Annotated in this window: 22 protein-coding genes; 8 read left to right on the top strand and 14 right to left on the bottom strand. The window is 38.4% G+C overall.

Translation table 11 applies throughout. The features are described 5' to 3' along the window. Positions 1 to 3 precede the first annotated feature (3 nt). The 4 genes from BI291_RS10495 to rplU all read right to left on the bottom strand — a co-directional run bounded on the left by BI291_RS10495 (position 4) and on the right by rplU (position 3494). On the bottom strand, positions 4 to 1491 hold the full coding sequence (locus tag BI291_RS10495) for a site-specific integrase (protein WP_233143921.1): 1488 nt from the start codon (positions 1489 to 1491) through the stop codon (positions 4 to 6). 138 nt (positions 1492 to 1629) lie between these two features. Further along, positions 1630 to 2784, bottom strand: a complete 1155-nt coding sequence (gene cgtA, locus BI291_RS10500; RefSeq protein WP_074498720.1) for an Obg family GTPase CgtA — start codon at positions 2782 to 2784, stop codon at positions 1630 to 1632. Positions 2785 to 2907: 123 nt separating this feature from the next. Then, the gene (gene rpmA, locus BI291_RS10505) at positions 2908 to 3165 is read right to left on the bottom strand and encodes a 50S ribosomal protein L27 (RefSeq protein WP_074498721.1); all 258 of its coding nucleotides are present in this window, start codon (positions 3163 to 3165) and stop codon (positions 2908 to 2910) included. A gap of 17 nt (positions 3166 to 3182) precedes the next feature. Beyond that, positions 3183 to 3494 (bottom strand): 50S ribosomal protein L21, encoded by a 312-nt coding sequence (gene rplU / locus BI291_RS10510; protein WP_074498722.1) that lies wholly within the window; start codon positions 3492 to 3494, stop codon positions 3183 to 3185. Between the two features lie 233 nt (positions 3495 to 3727). Between rplU and ispB the strand changes: the two genes are divergently transcribed. Together ispB and BI291_RS10520 are read left to right on the top strand one after the other, a co-directional pair. Beyond that, a complete protein-coding gene (gene ispB / locus BI291_RS10515) occupies positions 3728 to 4699 on the top strand; it encodes an octaprenyl diphosphate synthase (RefSeq protein WP_074498723.1) in 972 nt (323 codons plus the stop codon). A 116-nt stretch (positions 4700 to 4815) separates the two neighbouring features. Continuing rightward, the gene (locus BI291_RS10520) at positions 4816 to 5619 is read left to right on the top strand and encodes a UDP-2,3-diacylglucosamine diphosphatase (protein ID WP_074498724.1); all 804 of its coding nucleotides are present in this window, start codon (positions 4816 to 4818) and stop codon (positions 5617 to 5619) included. 45 nt (positions 5620 to 5664) lie between these two features. Here the strand turns inward: BI291_RS10520 and mdh are convergent, their stop codons facing one another. After that, positions 5665 to 6600: a malate dehydrogenase gene (gene mdh / locus BI291_RS10525; RefSeq protein ID WP_074498725.1), complete on the bottom strand. Its 936-nt coding sequence runs from the start codon at positions 6598 to 6600 to the stop codon at positions 5665 to 5667. Between the two features lie 303 nt (positions 6601 to 6903). On the opposite strand from mdh, the gene argR reads away from it, so the two are divergent. Together argR and BI291_RS10535 are read left to right on the top strand one after the other, a co-directional pair. Next, positions 6904 to 7389: a transcriptional regulator ArgR gene (gene argR, locus BI291_RS10530; RefSeq protein WP_074498726.1), complete on the top strand. Its 486-nt coding sequence runs from the start codon at positions 6904 to 6906 to the stop codon at positions 7387 to 7389. 184 nt (positions 7390 to 7573) lie between these two features. Further along, on the top strand, positions 7574 to 8170 hold the full coding sequence (locus BI291_RS10535) for a PEP-CTERM sorting domain-containing protein (RefSeq protein WP_139302600.1): 597 nt from the start codon (positions 7574 to 7576) through the stop codon (positions 8168 to 8170). A gap of 51 nt (positions 8171 to 8221) precedes the next feature. Here BI291_RS10535 and BI291_RS10540 read toward each other — a convergent pair whose 3' ends face one another. From BI291_RS10540 to BI291_RS10560, 5 genes are all read right to left on the bottom strand, one after another. Beyond that, on the bottom strand, positions 8222 to 9145 hold the full coding sequence (locus BI291_RS10540) for a Dyp-type peroxidase (RefSeq protein ID WP_074498728.1): 924 nt from the start codon (positions 9143 to 9145) through the stop codon (positions 8222 to 8224). 121 nt (positions 9146 to 9266) lie between these two features. Beyond that, complete coding sequence (locus tag BI291_RS10545; RefSeq protein ID WP_074498729.1) at positions 9267 to 10532, bottom strand: ammonium transporter; 1266 nt, start codon at positions 10530 to 10532, stop codon at positions 9267 to 9269. A gap of 9 nt (positions 10533 to 10541) precedes the next feature. Continuing rightward, positions 10542 to 10880 (bottom strand): P-II family nitrogen regulator, encoded by a 339-nt coding sequence (gene glnK / locus BI291_RS10550; protein WP_074498730.1) that lies wholly within the window; start codon positions 10878 to 10880, stop codon positions 10542 to 10544. 360 nt (positions 10881 to 11240) lie between these two features. Continuing rightward, positions 11241 to 12086 carry an HDOD domain-containing protein gene (locus BI291_RS10555; RefSeq protein ID WP_074498731.1) on the bottom strand — a complete coding sequence of 282 codons (846 nt, stop codon included), beginning with the start codon at positions 12084 to 12086 and terminating at the stop codon, positions 11241 to 11243. A 126-nt stretch (positions 12087 to 12212) separates the two neighbouring features. After that, positions 12213 to 13043: a DUF2797 domain-containing protein gene (locus BI291_RS10560; RefSeq protein WP_074498732.1), complete on the bottom strand. Its 831-nt coding sequence runs from the start codon at positions 13041 to 13043 to the stop codon at positions 12213 to 12215. 78 nt (positions 13044 to 13121) lie between these two features. On the opposite strand from BI291_RS10560, the gene BI291_RS10565 reads away from it, so the two are divergent. Together BI291_RS10565 and BI291_RS10570 are read left to right on the top strand one after the other, a co-directional pair. Further along, a complete protein-coding gene (locus BI291_RS10565; RefSeq protein ID WP_074498733.1) occupies positions 13122 to 13403 on the top strand; it encodes a GIY-YIG nuclease family protein in 282 nt (93 codons plus the stop codon). Positions 13404 to 13522: 119 nt separating this feature from the next. Further along, positions 13523 to 14233 carry a DUF3581 family protein gene (locus BI291_RS10570; protein WP_074498734.1) on the top strand — a complete coding sequence of 237 codons (711 nt, stop codon included), beginning with the start codon at positions 13523 to 13525 and terminating at the stop codon, positions 14231 to 14233. Positions 14234 to 14268: 35 nt separating this feature from the next. Here the strand turns inward: BI291_RS10570 and BI291_RS10575 are convergent, their stop codons facing one another. Both BI291_RS10575 and BI291_RS10580 read right to left on the bottom strand, forming a co-directional pair. Continuing rightward, positions 14269 to 14502, bottom strand: coding sequence for a PGPGW domain-containing protein (locus tag BI291_RS10575; RefSeq protein WP_139302601.1), 234 nt, complete (start codon positions 14500 to 14502; stop codon positions 14269 to 14271). Between the two features lie 159 nt (positions 14503 to 14661). Then, entirely contained in the window at positions 14662 to 15132 is a 471-nt protein-coding gene (locus tag BI291_RS10580; RefSeq protein WP_074498735.1) for a hypothetical protein, read from the bottom strand. Between the two features lie 135 nt (positions 15133 to 15267). Between BI291_RS10580 and BI291_RS10585 the strand changes: the two genes are divergently transcribed. Beyond that, positions 15268 to 16116, top strand: coding sequence for a DNA ligase (locus BI291_RS10585; protein WP_074498736.1), 849 nt, complete (start codon positions 15268 to 15270; stop codon positions 16114 to 16116). Positions 16117 to 16125: 9 nt separating this feature from the next. Then, complete coding sequence (locus BI291_RS10590; protein WP_074498737.1) at positions 16126 to 16743, top strand: LysE family translocator; 618 nt, start codon at positions 16126 to 16128, stop codon at positions 16741 to 16743. Here the strand turns inward: BI291_RS10590 and BI291_RS10595 are convergent. Both BI291_RS10595 and BI291_RS10600 read right to left on the bottom strand, forming a co-directional pair. Continuing rightward, positions 16740 to 17645, bottom strand: a complete 906-nt coding sequence (locus BI291_RS10595; RefSeq protein WP_139302602.1) for a class I SAM-dependent methyltransferase — start codon at positions 17643 to 17645, stop codon at positions 16740 to 16742. The genes BI291_RS10590 and BI291_RS10595 overlap by 4 nt on opposite strands. Positions 17646 to 17715: 70 nt before the next feature. After that, complete coding sequence (locus tag BI291_RS10600; protein ID WP_074498738.1) at positions 17716 to 19140, bottom strand: sodium-dependent transporter; 1425 nt, start codon at positions 19138 to 19140, stop codon at positions 17716 to 17718. Positions 19141 to 19292: the final 152 nt, after the last annotated feature.

Raw genomic sequence — 19292 nt, forward strand, 5'->3', positions numbered from 1 at the left:
ACTTTAAACCTCACTTGAGATATCATGAGTTAAGGCATCATCGATATCGCCTAGACCATCAAATATACCCAGGTAGTCTAAAACATCTTCATAGATCTCATCACCTGCCGGCTCATCTTGTGCAATTTTAAGGTACAATAATGTGGTTGCCGCATCTTCATGACCTAGGCATTCAGATACTAGTGCAAGAGCTGTATCAGGATCAGTTTTACGCAATAAAACTCTGAATAATGAGACTGCAAATGTTGGCCGTAGATTATGTATAACCCCATTTATATTAATGCCATTATCATTTTCAACTGTGGCTCTAATTTCATTCCAACGAGTATTAGCTTCTGTCAATTTAGTGAAAAAAGGTATACCTGTTTGACTGATAAAAATGTAGTCTTTTTCTTCATCAATACCGTCTTCAACTTCAAAGAGTGCATTATCACCCAAAGCTCTTCTTTCTCTACAAAAGGCTTTAAACTTAGCAAGTCTCGCTTGATACCTATCACTACGAGTATACTCATAGAGCATTTGCATCGTACTTGTTGGAATGATTGTGCGTCTGGGTTTATTATCATGACCATTTGACTTGGTGAGTGAGCCGTAAGTACTACCGACACCAAAGCGCATCATTTTCTTTTCAAGATTTGGTTTTACTACTTGCCCTTTATGTAAACTTGCAACTTCTTCTTTTCTTAGCCCTGTGAACCTACCCACAAGGAAAAATAAACAATACTCAATTGGAAATGAAGCCCTCTTTAGTTCCCCTCCAACATTTTTTATAACCTTTCTTGAGCCTAGTAGTATCTTCTCTACTGATGTCCACTCAACATTTGCTAATGGCTTTAGATCGCGTCTTGACGAGGGGAGCCCACCTCCTTCGTTTTTCTTCGATTTTCCAAAGTTTAAACGTAAGTCAGTTGTATGAACTTGCTTAGACATATAAGCCTTCATGCTAGTACCACTTGCTTGAAAACTTATCGTAACAACTTCATACTTAAAGGGCGGATTATTAAATTGGTAACCATTTCTAAGATAATAGGAGTAAAATTTAACGACACCATTCATATACGCTGACGCTGTTGTTCTAGCAATTTTCAATTGAGGGTTTTGTTCTTCAAGAACAGCATGCTTTAACGCAGCTCGATATTGATAAGTAATTCGTTGATTTTTACGTAAGGGAAAGGTATTCCAGGTAGGTCGAGGTAAATCAATTAATTCATCAAATAAATCTTCATCATACTCTGCATCCCATAGGCTTTGTGATTTAAGCAGAAATGAAAAGAAGTGTACTAAAGCTTTGCTATATTGATCAGATTCTTGTTTTGATTCATCGACATGATGAGCTAACAAGAACCGGTTCACCTGCTCTAATGGTTCATAAGAGACTATAGTTCCAGACTCATCTCTACCTACTAAATTCAATAAAGTAAGCTTTTTAATATGAACAGGATCTTGTTTGGAGTATTTAACTGAGAGTTCACCATTGTCATCTACAATCACTAAAGGGGTGCGATATGTATATGGTTTAATTTCAGTTGTTTTTATTTCGTAAAAGATTTCTATGAGAATACCTACCTTGATAATACTTATTAGCTATTATCAACATAGTAGATATTCTCACATCGTCAAGGTGTATAGTTACTCTTTGGGGTAAAAGGTGTTTGGGTGTTCGTCCCAATCTTCATCGTCAAGATCGTCTTCAACATCATCAAGTGCTTCTTGATGATAAGTATCCCATTTAAACTCAACGGCTTTATCTTCTGGCGCTTCTTCTTCGATTTCGCCAGGTAAAGTCTCAATAAAGCTCATTAATGCTTGGCATAACTCTTCAGTACCCTGCTTATTAAAGGCCGATATTTCAAACACTTTATCTTGCCAATCTAAGCCATTAACAATACGCTCAGTGACTTCTTTTGCTTCTTCTTCAAGCATCAGATCTAGCTTATTCAATACTAACCAGCGCGGCTTGCCAGCCAATTTATCAGAATGCTTTTCAAGCTCTTGAATAATTGTGTTAGCATTTTCAAGTGGATCAGATCCATCAACGGGCATTACATCAACAACGTGCAGTAAAACACGACAACGTTCTAAATGTTTTAAAAATTGAGTACCTAAACCTGCTCCATCGGCCGCACCTTCGATTAAGCCAGGAATATCTGCAATAACGAAACTACGTTGGGCATTTAACCGCACCACACCTAAATTAGGGACAAGTGTTGTAAACGGATAGTCTGCTACTTTAGGTTTTGCGGCTGAAACACTACGAATTAACGTAGATTTACCAGCATTCGGTAACCCTAATAAACCAACGTCCGCTAACAGTAATAACTCTAGCTTTAAGTTACGTATTTCACCTGCGGTACCATCCGTTTTCTGGCGAGGCGCGCGGTTAGTGCTGCTTTTGAAGCGTGAATTACCTAACCCATGCCAACCACCTTTGGCAACCATAAGCTTTTGTTTATGTTTTGTTAAATCACCTAGTTGTTCCTCGGTATCAACATCAACAGCACGCGTGCCAACGGGTACTTTCAATACTAAGTCTTCCCCCCGCTTTCCGGTCATATCGCGGCTTTTACCATTTTCTCCACGTTGCGCACGGTGAAAACGTTCAAATTGGTAATCAATGAGTGTGTTCAAATTTTCATCTGCGATCAAATAAACATCGCCGCCATCGCCGCCATCGCCGCCATTCGGGCCACCAAATTCTACATACTTTTCTCTGCGGAAGCTGACACAACCATTACCACCATCACCTGCTTCTACACGGATTTCTGATTCGTCGACAAATTTCATGAGGGTTTTCGTTACTCCAATGCTAATTGCATGTACTCAGTATAATACCAAATAATGATTTTACTCGTTGCATAAAAAAAGCCCCGCTAATTCAGCAGGGCTTTTTCAAATAAGTAAACCTGATTATTCAGCGATAATGCTTACAAATTTGCGGTTTTTAGGACCTTTTACTTCAAACTGCACTTTACCGTCTGATAAAGCAAATAAAGTGTGATCTTTACCGATACCCATGTTGTCACCAGCGTGGAATCGAGTACCACGTTGACGAACAATAATGTTACCTGCTAAAACAGTTTCGCCACCAAAACGTTTAACACCTAAGCGTTTACTTTCTGAATCGCGACCATTTTTGGTACTACCTGCTGCCTTCTTATGTGCCATGTTAGAATGCTCCTAAATTAGCCGTTAATACCAGTAATTTTCACTTCAGTGAACCATTGGCGATGGCCCTGCTGCTTGCGTGAATGCTTACGACGTTTAAATTTAACAATTTTAACTTTATCACCACGACCTTGCGAAACAACCTCAGCTGTTACCTTGCCGCCTGAAATGTAAGGTGCACCTACATTAACATTTTCGCCATCAGCGATCATTAAAACGTTATCGAATTCTACTGAAGCACCTACTTCAAGTTCTAGCTTTTCTAAGCGAACTGTTTGTCCTTCAGAAACACGGTGCTGCTTACCACCGCTTTGGAATACCGCGTACATTTGCTACTCCGAACTGCGCCTATCAAGGGTATGACGCATAAATTTAAAAATATAGGGCGCGAATTCTACGCCAAGACAAAAATTATCGCAAGTATATTTATACGCTATTTTACACTTTTTTGACTAATTAGTGATGATACTAATATCCCCCTTCTTTATTGCCTATTTTAGTGTAAACTTGGCGTCATTAAATAACGTAACGCTTTTATAAGACATACCAGTCATTTTTTCTTATGGATCTTCAACAAATTCAAGCACTCGCACAACAAGACATGGACGCGGTAAATAATTTAATTTATCAGCAACTACAATCAGATGTCGTGTTAATTAATCAACTTGGTGTGTATATCGTTAATGCTGGCGGAAAACGCATGCGCCCAATGTTAACCGTGTTAGCCGCAAGAGCATTAGCTAACCAATCGAGCCAACATATCGATATTGCCGCCATTATTGAATTTATCCACACTGCCACATTATTACATGACGATGTAGTAGATGAATCAGCATTACGTCGCGGTAGAGAAACAGCCAATGCCTTGTTTGGTAATAGTGCCAGCGTTCTAGTTGGCGACTTTTTATACACCCGCTCTTTTCAAATGATGACCAAACTCAATAATATGCATATTATGGACGTATTGTCAGATGCAACGAATATTGTTGCCGAAGGGGAAGTATTACAATTAATGAATTGCAATGACCCTGATACTTCCGAAGAAAGTTATATGCAGGTCATTTATTGTAAAACAGCAAAACTTTTTGAGGCAGCAACACGTTTAGCTGCGGTTGTTTCTGAGCAACCAAAACATATAGAAAAAGCGATGCAAGAGTACGGTAAATATTTAGGTACTGCATTTCAACTCGTGGATGACATTATGGACTACACAGCTGATGCTAAAGAAATGGGTAAAAATGTTGGTGACGATCTCGCCGAAGGAAAGCCCACCTTACCCCTTATTTATGCCATGAATAATGGCACAGCAGAACAAAGACAACTCATTAGAGATGCCATTGAACATTGTAACGGAATGGATAACCTTGATGCCATATTACAGGCAATGGAAGACACTGGTTCGCTTAGATATACACAGAAAATCGCTGAACTAGAAGCTGATAAAGCCATTAATGCATTATCTGTATTGCCTGAATCTCAATATAAACAAGCATTAATAGCATTAACACATATTGCAGCCAATAGACGCCACTAAATTATACCAATCAGTGTGGTGTAATACCCACACTGTAAAATTTCCTTCATTTTTCTGTCGCTTAACTGAAACCTTCGCTTTTTATGCTGTATTAACACTTATAAAAGGTGATCACTATGACTTCTCAATTGCCAGAAAAAATTGTCACTCGTACGGTTTGGATTTCAGACATTCATTTAGGCTACAAAGACTGTAAAGCAGAATATTTATTGCAATTTTTAGATCGACTTGAGTGTGAAACACTCTTTTTAGTCGGAGATATCATTGACGTATGGTCACTTTCTCGTCGATTCTATTGGCCAGAACAGCATAATAAGGTCATCAGTAAGCTAATGACGATGGCAAAGCACCAATGCCGCGTTATTTATGTTCCCGGCAATCATGACATTAACTTTAGAGAATTCTCTGGACATATTTTTGGCAATATAGAAGTTCATCGTTCGTATATTCATGAAACTGTCGATAAACGAAAATTATTGATCATTCATGGCGATGAGCTCGATAGTGTTGTTCGCTTTAGCCGCATCAATAAATACATTGGTGATAGTGCTTATGATTTTTTATTGTTTTTAAATCGTTGGACCAACATTATTCGAAAAAAATTCGGTTATGGCTACTGGTCTTTTGCTAAGTATCTAAAAGTTCGTATTAAAAAAGCTAAAAAGGCGATAGAAACCTTTGAAGATGCCGCCATTGATCTCGCGAAAAAGCAGCAGCTCGATGGGGTAATTTGCGGCCATATTCATCATGCCAATATCAAAGAAAAAGACGGAATTTTATATTGCAATGATGGTGACTGGATTGAAAGCTGCACTTTTATTGCCGAGGATTATCATGGTACCTTAGCCGTCACTCATTGGTCGGAAACAGTACAAACCGCGCAAATGATTGATCTTGCGAAAATAAAACGTGTGGCATAAAAAAGCCTGAGCATTACTCAGGCTTTTATGATCAAAAACGCAATATTAGCCGTTGATGAAGTCGATACCTTCTTGAATATCTTTGTTCAATGTTGCTAGCATATCTTCTTTAGCTTGTTGTTCAAAGGCACTTAGCTCACCGTAAGGTAAAATTTCTTCAACGCCATTTTTACCTAAGCGAACAGGGTGCGCAAAGTAAGCTGCATCACCATTTTCAACAGATACATACGCATAATCTACAACACTTTCGCCTTTTAAACCTTTCACAAGCGATAACGTAAAACGTGCAGCTGCTGCGCCCATAGATAACGTTGCAGAGCCACCACCCGCTTTAGCATTTACCACTTCTGTACCTGCATTTTGAATGCGAGGTGTTAGTGATGCTACTTCATCATCAGAGAAAGTTACGCCTTCAACTTGCGAAAGAAGCGGTAAAATTGTCGTACCAGAGTGCCCACCGATAACAGGCACTTTCACATCGCTAACATTTAAGCCTTTTAATTCAGCAATAAAAGCTTCTGAACGAATTACATCTAGCGTTGTTACACCAAATACGCGGTTAGCTTCATAAGTACCTGCTTTTTTAAAGACTTCAGCCACAATAGGTACAGTGCCATTAACAGGGTTAGTAATTACACCTACTAGCGCTTTAGGGCAATTTGCAACAATACCTTCAGCTAATGTTTTAATAATGCCAGCATTTACGTTAAATAAATCAGCGCGATCCATACCTGGCTTACGAGGCATACCTGCTGGAATAATAACAATATCAGCGCCTGTTAATGCTGCTGATAAATCATCTGCACCATAACCTTTAACCGTTACAGCTGTTGGGATGTGACTTAAATCAACAGCCACACCAGGAACAACAGGTGCAACATCGTATAATGCTAAGTCAGAGCCGGCTGGTAATTGAGTTTTTAATAATAAAGATAACGCTTGGCCGATACCGCCAGCTGCGCCTAGAACAGCTACTTTCATTGGAATTCTCCGAAATTTGAGTATTTACGTAAAATTTGGTTGCCAAAAGATAAAGCATTAGCTCCCAAAAAACAATGTTTAATAATTAGCCCTGGTGCTATCAGACTGTTTATACTTTATACAAAGTAAATGTCGTCGATAATATTCGATAAAACGCCATTAACAATTTGTCAGCCATCAAACACATGTAAACTTACTTGCTCATCTGTAATGACCTACAAGGATAGCGTATAATCCGGATAACGGTATAATACGTAAGTATTAACTCAACTTACTTTAGTGGTAATTAAGAAGAATATTTTTATGACAACGGTACAACAAAAACAAGAAGCCCTGGTTTCAGCCTTTAAAGATTTACTTAAACAAGAACAATTTGGCTCGCAAAGCGACATTGTTGAAGCTTTAAAAGCACAAGGGTTTGATAATATTAGTCAATCGAAAGTCTCTAGAATGTTGAGTAAATTTGGTGCTGTTCGCACCCGCAATGCACGTCAAGACATGGTATATTGTTTGCCAGCTGAACTAGGTGTCCCTACTGCAAAAAGTCCACTTCGTCAGTTAGTTATTGATATTGAACATAATGAAATGATGATCATCATTCGTACTAGCCCCGGTGCTGCACAATTAATCGCGCGTTTATTAGATAGCTTAAGTAAAGCTGACGGTGTTTTGGGTACTATCGCAGGTGATGATACTATTTTTATTGCCCCAACAAGCGTTAAACAAATTAAACAAACGTTGGTGCGTTTGGAAGAGTTATTTTCAAAGAGCTCCACATTAGCTAGTTAATCAATAATACTATTAGTATTAGTATTAGTATTTGTGTTGTGTTTCGTAAAAACTGTCAGTTTTTTTTACAACAAACCCAGTTTTTATAATAGTTATTACTATAAACAACTGAAATATAATTATTTTTATATTTTGGACTCATAATTGCTTTGAAACTGTACTTCCACTAAGAGATATAACTTCCGTGATAAAACTAATAAAAGCACTTTCGATTTCAGCATTTCTTTGCACAATGTCAGCTAATGCTACTATCATTTACAGTGAAAATAACGATGGTGATTTAGATGCCATTGGTAGTACAAACGTAGCACTTGTTGCAGGTGTAAACACAATTACCGGCTCAATCACTCAAACACCCACTGGTGATACAGATCGTGTTAAGTTTACACAGTTAGATGGCATGACCGTTGATAGCATAATTTTATCATTTTCTGGTATCTGGGATGATGCTAACATTGGTCAATCAATGAGTGCAGCTCTATTTAATAACGTTGCAAATTTATTTGATGATAATTTCAATCAAATAAATTCTGGTGTAGACATTTCTGCATCATTTTTCGATAGCTTCGGACCAGAAACGGGACCAATTAGTCAAACGACGAGTGGTGCTATATGGGATTTCCAATTAAGTTCAGGTATTGTATGGCCTAATCAAGCTTGGACTCTAACTATCAACACTAGCATGGATCAAACTCAACCACCTGTTGATATTCCTGAGCCAAGTTCTATAGCAGTATTACTGTTAGCTTTAGTTGGTTATAGGTTAACTAAACGTAGCTAATTTATCATTCAATGACAGTCAAACATTGGCTGTCATTGTGATTTCGTTTACCTATTTAACGAGTCCTGCAAGAAAGTTTAAACTCGGGGCGAAAAACGAAGCCCCTGTTTCTGCTTGTGTATATTTAAGCATATGGTCAAAGTTTCCTTGCCCATCGCCTTCTATCATGCTTTTTAGCATTAATTCAAAGTGTACTGGTGTATGACAATAAGATACGAACATTAATCCTTTTAATTTCATATCTCCATAAGGCATGCTTTGTCGTAGTATTTCTAAGCTTTTACCTTCACTGTCTTTTAAATTAGTGCGCTTTATATGAGAAGTCGGTAGTTTATTTTCAGTAGTGTACTCTTCATTATCAATTTTAGTGCGGGCAATAACATCTTCTTGTTCTTTCACTTTGAGCGTATTCCATAAATTTAAATTATGGCGATAACGTTGAATATGTAAATAACTACCAGCTGCAAACTCGCTGTCTTGTTCATTTTTAATCAAAGCAACGTCACGTCTAAACCTTCCTTGGGGATTTTCAGTACCATCAACAAAGCCAGTAAGATCTCGTCCATCCAGAAAACGAAAACCTCTTACTTGTTCTGCTAATTCAACACCACCAGCAAGTAATGAACATACCTTTTCAGCAACAATATGATTTACATCTGCACGATCACTGCGTAATTCTACATATAGGTCATAATTTATCGCTGGTGCAATACGGTCATCACACTTCAACTCTTCAAATGAACGTAGCATAGTCGGCCTTGCCTGTGGCCATAATTCGTCCCAATAATTCGCACCAATAGCAATAACTCCTGTTAAATTCGCTTCTGAGAATCTATCTGCGTAATTATCAAAGAGTGCCGGTAATCTAGCAAGCGCTTGCTTAATGTGCTCATTTTTATCATCCAGTACATTAAACAATAAATAATAGCCATGAAGGCTAGGCTCTGCACATATACCGAATTGTTCTCTTGCCATTGGTTATTTCTCAAAAAAGCTAATGTCTTAATAGTACACAATTTTAACTACTTTTAAGTAAGAGTTACACATAAAAAAGCCAACGTCGTAACGTTGGCTTCTCACTCTTGTAAACAGTCGCTTAACCGCGAGTAAATTCAGGGTATGCTTCTAAACCACAATCTGATTTATCAACACCTTCATATTCTTCTTCTTCAGTGACACGAATACCAATAGTCGCTTTTAATGCAAACCATACGATAAAGCTTGTTGCAAATACCCAAATAAAAATAGTTGCTGCACCTATTAATTGACCAGAAAAACTTGCGCCATCATTTGTTATCGGTACTAATAATAAACCAAGTAAACCAACAACACCATGTACTGAAATCGCACCCACTGGATCATCTATTTTTAACTTATCTAAACTAACAATCGATAATACAACAAGAATACCACCTAATGCGCCAAACAATGTTGCTTGTAGCGCTGTTGGGGTAGAAGGTTCAGCAGTAATAGCAACCAAACCAGCTAATGCACCATTTAACGCCATGGTTAAATCAGCTTTCTTAAATAAGATTCTTGCTAACACTAGCGCAGCAATCGCACCACCAGCCGCTGCCGCATTGGTGTTTAAAAAGACCATCGCCACTGAATGAGAATTACCGATATCACCAAGCTTTAACACCGAACCACCGTTAAAACCAAACCACCCCATCCATAAAATAAAGGTACCTAATGTTGCCAATGGTAAGTTAGCGCCTGGTATGGCATTTACACGGCCATTGCTGCCATATTTTCCTTTACGCGCACCAAGTAATAATACACCTGCTAACGCAGCAGCAGCACCAGCCATATGAACAATGCCAGAACCAGCGAAGTCAGAAAAACCTAAGTCACCCAAGTTATATAAGCCAAATACAGCGTTTCCGCCCCATGTCCAGCTTCCTTCCATCGGATAAATTATCGCGGTTAACACAACAGTAAACAACAAGAAAGACCATAGTTTCATACGCTCAGCAACAGCGCCTGATACAATAGACATTGCTGTAGCAACAAACACGACTTGGAAGAAAAAGTCAGACGCAGTAGAGTAAATTGCACCACCAGTAAAACCATCTTCTCGGCCTGCAAAGTCTTTTAATACAGCATCAGCATCTACGGTTTCAATACCCGATAATAAAAAGCCACCACCATACATAATTTCATAGCCACAGACTAAGTACATAATGCAAGAAATAGAGTACAAAGCGACATTTTTTGTGAGAATTTCAGTCGTATTCTTAGCGCGTACCAGGCCAGCTTCCAGCATAGTAAAACCAGCAGCCATCCACATAACCAAAGCTCCACAAACGAGAAAATAGAATGTGTCCATGGCATATTGAAGGTGAAAAATATTTTGTTCCATCATTAACCCCTAAAGTGCTTCTACATCAGTTTCACCCGTACGAATTCGCACGGCTTGCTCAAGGTTGTAAACAAATATCTTGCCGTCACCTATTTTACCTGTGTAAGCTGATTTGCTAATCGCCTCCACTAAGCGTTCTACTTGATCGTCATTTACCGCAACTTCAAGTTTTACTTTTGGCAGAAAATCGACCTGATACTCTGCTCCACGATAGAGTTCTGTATGACCTTTTTGACGACCAAAACCCTTTACTTCACTTACGGTTAAACCTTCAACGCCGATTTCAGAAATCGCCTCACGAACATCATCGAGCTTGAAGGGTTTAACTATTGCGCTTATTAATTTCATTGACTACCCCTAGTTATTGTTTGTAAGTGAATATTCAATCGTTATGCCAATAAAAATAACAACTAAATTACAACAACTTATAATGAAATAAACGGTAGAACCACCATTTGATGCACTACATTAGTGCGCTAAACAAAGCGTACGTTTTCTTTTGGTGCATCAAATAAATGAAAGAAATAACGATAAGTAAAGTGTTTTAAGAATTTAGACTGAATTGAAATAGTTAGGGTTTGGGGTAATTATCGCGTTGTACTTATAATTAAACGATAACAGTCAACGTACTGATTACCCATCTAAAACCAACCCTATGAAGGCTTTAGAAAGGCATCTTTGAAAGTTGTTCTGTACTCGAAAAATGATTTAATAAATCATGGCTGCGCTAGGTTTTAAAATAGCGAGAATGGCTAATCTCTCCATATCGCAAAAGTTATTCGCCGCGTTTACGTTATCAACTTTTAACATCATCTCTTGCATTTTTTCTTCCGTGAGTATCATGGTTTGTTCATGTTGTTGGCACTGATGGTTCATCAACATGATTCGCTTAGCGATAAATAGCAGTTTAGTTTCCATGGTACAATGTTCGAAGTTTTCCTCGTCTTGAAAGCGTATTGGCTCAATTAAGCTATACGGAAGCTGCCATAATTTTAATAATTCGCCTGTACAGTCTGCAAAGGTAAAACCAAATATATCACGCTGTTTTTGCCACGGTAGTTCATTTGAGGCTACCTGCCTTGCTTTTTTTACCTGTTCGGGTGCAAATTGCTGCATCACTAATTCACCTAAATTATGCATTAGCCCTAAAATGAATAGCCGCTCAGCATTAGGCACTTTTAATTGGAAGCCTAAGTATTTAATAATTAACGCGCAATCAACGCTATTTTCCCAAAACGCCTCTAGAAATTCAGGTTCAGCTTTAACCTCTTTAAATGCCTTAGTGGTAAAATACGCAATGACAAGATTATACACTTCGGTAATACCAAGCACTAAAACCGCTTTGGAAATTGTATCAATTTTACCGGGGTAATTAAAAAAAGAACTATTGGCTAACTTTAAAATTGTGCCTGCTAAAGCAGGATCCAATAAAATGACATCCGCTATATCATCTATAGTAGAGGCTTCATCATCAATAAGTTGTTTTATCCTGATAAATGAATCAGATAAAACGAATACTTCATTGGCTTTTTCAGCGTAATCTAATGCTTCCATATTGCTACCTTACGTGGTTAGACCAAATATACGTTGAACACTTTATACTCACAACACATACTCCAGTTGATGTTATATATGGTTACTTTCTTTGATTATAGACGGATTTTTCGTTACTGCAGATTATTATCCTACTTTAGCTTCAACATGGTACGAGGTAAATTTACGAATATTAATCACCCCAGCATCAAAGATAAGGTACTGTCCTTTTATCCCTTGTAAAATACCACTAACTTCTTGATGTTTATCAAAATTGAAAGAAGACACTTTAGTTGGATATTGTGTGACAGGAAATGATAAATCTACCACTGAATGTTCCAACTCTTCAATGGCTTCTTCCCCATAATTCAATTGTAATTCGGCTAATTTATCCCGAATTAACGGTTTTAGCTCTTGCGCGACCTGTTGTAAATCAACATTCTTTGTTTCGCCCTTGAGCATTGCTCGCCAATTTGTTTTATCAGCGATATGCTGAGCTAGCGCTATCTCAACTAAACCTGACTGAAGACGAGAACTGACCTTAAAAATAGGCAATGCCTGTGTAGCACCTTGATCAATCCAACGTGTCGGAATTTGTGTTTCACGGGTAATACCCACCTTAACACCAGAAGTATTTGCTAAGTAAACATAATGAGGCATAAAACAATTTCTTTCTCCCCATTCAGGCTCTCTGCAAGTACCTAAATGAAAATGACAAGTTTCTGGTTTCATAATACACATATCGCATTGTGCTAATTTCTGCATACAAGGAAAACAAAAACCTTGAGAGTAGCTTTTTTTCGTTTTTCGGCCACAGTGTTGGCAACTAATATGCTGCTGAAAAGTAAGAGTAAGATGATGACCAATCACATCATTTAACGGTAAGGCATTATCACCAATGGGTAACTGATAGTTAACATTGCCTTGTTCAGAGAGCTGTGCCGTCATTTTTTTTAACGGGCCTGCGGGTATTTGCATATCAAACTTCAAAATATGTTATTTTGCAGACATGTTAAGTAAAACAACCACGCAATAGCAAGCGAAGATTCATTGATTATGCCCTCAGCAACATGGTTCGTTTATTTTTTACGCTGCGCAGATAATAGCTTGTATGCCGGAGTCACAACTGATCTAGCACGGCGAGTACACGAACATAACCAAACAGCGAAAGGCGCAAAATATACACGTGTACGCCGCCCAGTAAGTTTAGCTTATGCAGAGCCTGCAGCACATCGAAAGGAAGCTTGTCAGCGGGAGTACTACCTTCGTAAACTATCAAAAAAACAAAAAGAGCAGTTAGTGGCACAATTTACACTTGAAAAAGAGGTACAAGTGTAAGCTGAAAGCCTTGTTTTTACTGGTCTGCTTAGTTAGTAGATGCTATTAATCTTTCGATTTTTTAGCAAACTACTGGTAGAATGCGTCGGTTTTTACTTGAAGTACCAGAAGAATAACTTATGTATTTAGAAAATTATTGCCATATTGATAACGGCAAAATCAGTTTTAGCCGAGAGCAGGCAAGCAACTTTGCCAAAAATATTGCCGATGATTTTAATCCTTTGCATGACATAGAAGCCAAAAGATTCTGTGTGCCTGGCGATCTATTATTTGCCTTAAACTTAGAAACTTCAGGTTTATCTCAAGAAATGAAATTTACCTTTTCAGGGATGGTTTCAGACGGTATATCTCTAACCTTTCCTAGTGACATCAATGAAAAAGCAGCAATCGTTGATGATAATGGCAAAGAGTATTTAACCATTGAAGCCAGCGGTGAATGCACTAAAGATGCTAAAACAATTGCAGCGTTAACCTCAGCTTATGTTGAATTTTCAGGGCATACTTTTCCGCACATTCTGGTTGAGTTAATGAAGCAAAACCAAGTGATGATCAATCCTACTCGTCCAATGGTTATGTATGAAAGTATGACAATACACCTAAACTCATTGTCGTTTAAAAACGTAAAATTGTCTTTAGCAGACTCAAAGCTTTCATTAGAAGGTAAGCGTGGTGTTGCTGATTTAATTTTTAATTTATACGATGGCGACACTATTATTGGTCATGGCAAAAAACACATGCTTCTTAGCGGTTTACGCCCTTATGAACAAGACGTGATTGATAACATTGTGCAGTTATATATTGACAAAAAGCAACAGCATATCAAATCTTAACACACCAAATTAACGCAGAAAATCGCTGCGTTAATTTAACCGCGATACTTACGTTTTAGTAACCAACGATCTATTTCAACGGCGCGTTTACGAAGCCAACGCTGACTTCGTTTCAACCATTGCTGTGCCCACACATACTTTGTACTTAACATTGCTAAACCAAGTGGAATAAAAATGACAGCTGGGCCCGGCAATAAAATAAACACAAGACCAATAAGAAGAAATATAAATCCACCAATGATCATCAAAGATGATTGTAATCTTTTCACACAAACCTCATCGAAAAAAATTATAGAGACCTGTTTTAATAGCAAAATTCAAACCAAAACCTAAAACGTTGTATTAAAAGTAAAAAATAGAATAACCTCTGTTTTTTATAGCGAGGTTCACGACTATTGTACTCATTTGACCAATCATTAACGATTCAATCATTGCTGCTCAAAAAGCAACTGCTGACGTTGCTCATCCTTTAAACACTTTGCAAAGGTAGACAATTTTTTTGGTGATTTACATATCGCTAACGGTTGATAAAAGTCAAGCCAGGCTTGTTGTTTAGCTCCTTGATATTTTGCTTTTATTCTAACGTTATTAGTCAGTGGTTTGACGGCAGTTAACGTGATAGGGCTTTTTTGTTTGAACTGACGTTTCAGCCCTTTGTTATCGCCTTTTGCTTTCTTAGTTGCTTTCTTTAAGTTGCCTCGTTTGCAATCCCACCATCTGCTATATGCAGCCCGTTCCTGCTTAGCAAGCTTGACTCCCTGCGAAGCACTGTAACCTTGACGCTGTTTTGACTGAATATTATTTAATTTAGTTTCATATGAGGAGCAATTTTTCTTCGCCTGTAAACCATAGCTAACCATCAAAAGCGTTAATGCCACCACAATACGTATATTGTTCATATGCAATTCCCTTTGCGTATTTAATTAGCAACGAGTCTAGTACATAAAAACGGCTTTGCTCGCATTTTTATCGTTAGCTTCTATACTTGCCAACAATTTTATTCATCCTCCCATTACTGAACAAGGACGTTCCACATGGCCAATCATCTTATAACTTCCTGCTTAGCATTGTTATTATTGTCAGGATTAATAACATTAAAAGCCGCTGAAATTGATAAGTTACAACACAGCATTACTTACCAAAAACCAGATGATCTTAGCCAGTATTGGGTCAGTGAAAAACTCGACGGTATTCGCGGTAGATGGACAGGTAAGTCATTAAAAACACGCAACGGTAACCATATTAATGTGCCTTCATGGTTTGTTAAACAATGGCCAAACACCCCACTAGATGGCGAGATTTGGTTAAACCATGGAGAGTTTCAAGCGACAATGTCTTGTATCGCGAAACAAGGTACTCAGCATTATTCGTGTTGGCGTCAATTAACTTTTATGCTCTTCGATTTACCTGAACACTCAGGCACGTTTACCGCACGAATTTCAGCCTTAAAAGCACTTATTCAAGAGGCTAATTCACCTTACCTTCAAATGATCCCTCAAGTAAAAGTCGCCACTTTTTCAGCATTAGAAAACAAACTTTCTACTGTGATTAACAACCAAGGTGAAGGATTAATGCTGCATCATAAAGATGCCTATTACCAAGTAGGCAGAACACAGGCACTGATGAAATTAAAACGAAAGCAGGATGCCGAAGCACAAGTGATCGCGCATATAGCTGGCAAAGGTAAGTATACTGGTAAGCTAGGTTCATTACAGGTAAAAATGCCCAACGGCTTAACCTTTCGGATTGGATCTGGTTTTAGTGATAAAGAACGACAACAACCACCAGCAATTGGCAGTACAATAACCTATCAATATATTGGTAAAACCAAGCGAGGTATGCCAAAATTTGCGAGCTTTTTACGCATTCGCCCAGCAGAGTAGGATTTTTCAATGGAATTACATTTGTGGCTATCATTAGTTGCTATTTGCATTATGGGGGCATTATCGCCTGGTCCTAGCTTGGCTGTGGTGGTAAAAAACACCTTGCACGGTAATGCAATACAAGGATATGCCACCGCAATAAGTCACGGTGTAGGCGTTGCGTTATATGCCGCACTTACCACTTTAGGTATTGCAGTACTTATTGTTCAATCACCCATTCTCTTTCAGATAATACAGTACGCTGGTGCTGCTTTCTTATGTTACTTAGGAATTAAAGCCTTGATGAGTAAGCCTATAAAAGCCAGCGATAATAACGACACAAGTCAAAGCGCTGACAAAAAAGTAAATGGTTGGCGAGACGGCTTTTTAATTGCATTTTTAAACCCTAAACTTGCGATCTTTTTTCTCGCATTGTTTAGTCAGTTTGTAAGCCCAGAGGCAACGTTCAATGAAAAAGCTATCATGGTGGCAACAGTAGGCTGTATCGATGCCCTATGGTATATCCTTGTCGCTTTTTTATTTTCCAGAGGCCCTGTTATCGAAAAACTTAAAAATAACAGCCATATCATTGATAGGATCACCGGCAGTTTTTTAATTTTACTTGCCGCGCGCGTTGTTATTAATTAAAGCGGTAAATACTTAAACTTGAGTGCTTTTAACCCCTTACCAGCAGTCGCTTCTTTGAACACTGCTGGGTTCAATACTTTTTCGATAAATTGACAATCAGGGCACTCTCTTTTCATTTCTTCAAGTAAAAACTGCTCATCAAGATCTGGCGAGTTTAAACATAGCAATAATTCTGCTTCAGGGCTGAGTAGCTGCGGAATACGTGACAGAATTTTTTTATAATCACGCGCGATATTTACACTGCCTTTTTGAAAGGAGGGTGGATCGCAAATCATGAGCTGATAAGGTCCATATTTTTTTAATCGATTGTATGATTTAAAAATATCAACACCTTCAAAAATCACCTTTGATAAATCATGCTGATTAAGCCGATGATTATCACGCCCTTTAGCCAATGCTCCTTTCGCCATATCAATGTTTACTACTTTGCTCGCGCCACCTGCTACTGCTGCAACGGAAAAAGCACAGGTATATGCAAACAAATTAAGTACTTTTTTACCCTCAGCGTGAGCTTGTACCCATTGACGACCATTCGCCATATCTAGAAACAAGCCAATATTTTGCGATTTACCTAATTGAATGTGATAGTGCAAATCATGTTCGGTAACCTCAGTTTCAGAAATGGTTTCACCTAACAAAACTTCAGTGGGTGCTTTTGCAAGGTAGCGCCTTTGTACTTGCACAGAACGGCATAAAGGCACACGGTTTAATAACATATCTGCCGTTTCGTGTAACCACACATCATCAACAGTTTGATACAAAGTGATCAACACAACAGGCGCTAACCAATCAACGTTCACATGCTCAAAATTTTCAAAAGCATGTCCTCGACCATGAAATAAACGTTGGCACTGGCTAAAATCAGCAGCAGTGATATTTTGCTCAACTTCGGTTAAAAACAAAGTAACTTCCTTAAAAAACAAAGGCCGTATCAAATTGATACAGCCTTTTCTATTAGACGTTCAAATACGATCACACACCAAACAGGTTAATTCCCCAAAACTTTGTGATAACCGTATTGATAAAGATGAAAAACACAATAACTGGCACAAAAGTACCTAGCGAAAAGTTAACGTATTTTTCTACCCACGAGCCTGCATAGTTGTCATTACCTACAGATAACTCTTTTGTCAGCTGTTGCTTCTTCCAGCGGTAACTAACAAACACACACAATAAGAAACCATTCAGCGGCAATATCGTGTCGTAGAAAATGTCGTACACCACATCAAAGAACGATCTGTTACCGCCCGCGTACGAAGTAAATTCAGTGAAGAATGCAACCATACCAAATGATAACGTAGCAAACACAGCGAGTACGCCAGCAGTCATTAATAAAACGGTTAAGGCTTTTTTACGGCTATGACATTTTTCTGTCACCAAATATGATACAGGTACTTCTAGTATCGAAACTAAAGAAGTAATCGCGGCAAAAAATACCAGTGTAAAAAAGAACGTAGCAACAACACTCGCACCAAGGTAACCAATAGAGGTTTGTAACGCTAAAAATATTTTAGGTAAGAAAGTAAAAATTAGCGATACAGAGCTATCGCTTAACTCTTGAGGGTTAACCTCTGGATTAAATGAAAACACCGCTGGTAGTATCATTAAGCCAGCCGTAAAGGCTACCCCAGTATCCGTTATCGCCACTAATTTAGCTGAGTTTGTGATATCGGTTTTTCGGTTAATGTATGAACCGTAGGTAATTAAAATACCCATACCTAACGATAATGAGAAAAACGCTTGCGAAAGCGCGCCGTTAATGACTGAAGGGGTAATTTTTGAAAAGTCAGGAATAATAAAAAACTTGACCCCTGCAAACGCATTATCTAGTGATAACACAAACACCACCATGATGATTAACATCACAAGTAATGCAGGCATCAGTACTTTTGCAGCTCGCTCTATACCGTCTTTAACTCCAGCAACCAATATGTAATTAATAATGCCAGCAACAACTGCCATAGCAACAAATAAATAAGGACTATTGATGAACATACCAAACCCTTCGCTACTGGCTAGAAAATCAAGTTGCCCTGAAACCGTTAACGCAATATAGCCAAATAGCCAAACCGTTAGCACCATATAGAACACGGCTATCATAAATGGCGTTAACACGCCTAGAAAGCCGGCAGCTCCCCAAAACTTGCTACCACCGCTTAAGTCTTTATAAGCACCTACCGGTTCTTTTTGCGTTTTTCTTCCTACCGCCATTTCTGCGATCATCACAGGCAAGCAAATAAAAAAGACGAATAAGGCATACATTAATAAAAAAGCGCCACCACCGTTTTTGGCGGCATTTACCGGAAAACCAACTAAGTTACCAATACCCACTGCTGAACCAGCAGCGGCTAAGATAAAACCGAGTCGTGAGCTAAAGTGTTCTCTAGATGCGGTCATAAATGTCCTTCATTATAATATTTTTTTAGGCACGTAATCACAGGATTAAAGTTGCTAAATTTGGCTGTAGCGCCGTGCTAGACTCGCGCTGACAAATTTTAGTTGCCAGATGCTATCAAGCTTTTAAGAGAATGTCTTGTCTTACTCGTCGA

The sequence above is a fragment of the Thalassotalea sp. PP2-459 genome, assembly GCF_001913705.1.
GTDB lineage: Bacteria > Pseudomonadota > Gammaproteobacteria > Enterobacterales > Alteromonadaceae > Thalassotalea_C > Thalassotalea_C hakodatensis.

Coding starts and splice junctions, on each gene's coding strand:
- cgtA (WP_074498720.1), bottom strand. CDS start 2,784: ATGAAATTTGTCGACGAATCAGAAATCCGTGTAGAAGCAGGTGATGGT.
- rpmA (WP_074498721.1), bottom strand. CDS start 3,165: ATGGCACATAAGAAGGCAGCAGGTAGTACCAAAAATGGTCGCGATTCA.
- rplU (WP_074498722.1), bottom strand. CDS start 3,494: ATGTACGCGGTATTCCAAAGCGGTGGTAAGCAGCACCGTGTTTCTGAA.
- ispB (WP_074498723.1), top strand. CDS start 3,728: ATGGATCTTCAACAAATTCAAGCACTCGCACAACAAGACATGGACGCG.
- BI291_RS10520 (WP_074498724.1), top strand. CDS start 4,816: ATGACTTCTCAATTGCCAGAAAAAATTGTCACTCGTACGGTTTGGATT.
- mdh (WP_074498725.1), bottom strand. CDS start 6,600: ATGAAAGTAGCTGTTCTAGGCGCAGCTGGCGGTATCGGCCAAGCGTTA.
- argR (WP_074498726.1), top strand. CDS start 6,904: ATGACAACGGTACAACAAAAACAAGAAGCCCTGGTTTCAGCCTTTAAA.
- BI291_RS10540 (WP_074498728.1), bottom strand. CDS start 9,145: ATGGCAAGAGAACAATTCGGTATATGTGCAGAGCCTAGCCTTCATGGC.
- BI291_RS10545 (WP_074498729.1), bottom strand. CDS start 10,532: ATGGAACAAAATATTTTTCACCTTCAATATGCCATGGACACATTCTAT.
- glnK (WP_074498730.1), bottom strand. CDS start 10,880: ATGAAATTAATAAGCGCAATAGTTAAACCCTTCAAGCTCGATGATGTT.
- BI291_RS10555 (WP_074498731.1), bottom strand. CDS start 12,086: ATGGAAGCATTAGATTACGCTGAAAAAGCCAATGAAGTATTCGTTTTA.
- BI291_RS10560 (WP_074498732.1), bottom strand. CDS start 13,043: ATGCAAATACCCGCAGGCCCGTTAAAAAAAATGACGGCACAGCTCTCT.
- BI291_RS10565 (WP_074498733.1), top strand. CDS start 13,122: ATGCCCTCAGCAACATGGTTCGTTTATTTTTTACGCTGCGCAGATAAT.
- BI291_RS10570 (WP_074498734.1), top strand. CDS start 13,523: ATGTATTTAGAAAATTATTGCCATATTGATAACGGCAAAATCAGTTTT.
- BI291_RS10580 (WP_074498735.1), bottom strand. CDS start 15,132: ATGAACAATATACGTATTGTGGTGGCATTAACGCTTTTGATGGTTAGC.
- BI291_RS10585 (WP_074498736.1), top strand. CDS start 15,268: ATGGCCAATCATCTTATAACTTCCTGCTTAGCATTGTTATTATTGTCA.
- BI291_RS10590 (WP_074498737.1), top strand. CDS start 16,126: ATGGAATTACATTTGTGGCTATCATTAGTTGCTATTTGCATTATGGGG.
- BI291_RS10600 (WP_074498738.1), bottom strand. CDS start 19,140: ATGACCGCATCTAGAGAACACTTTAGCTCACGACTCGGTTTTATCTTA.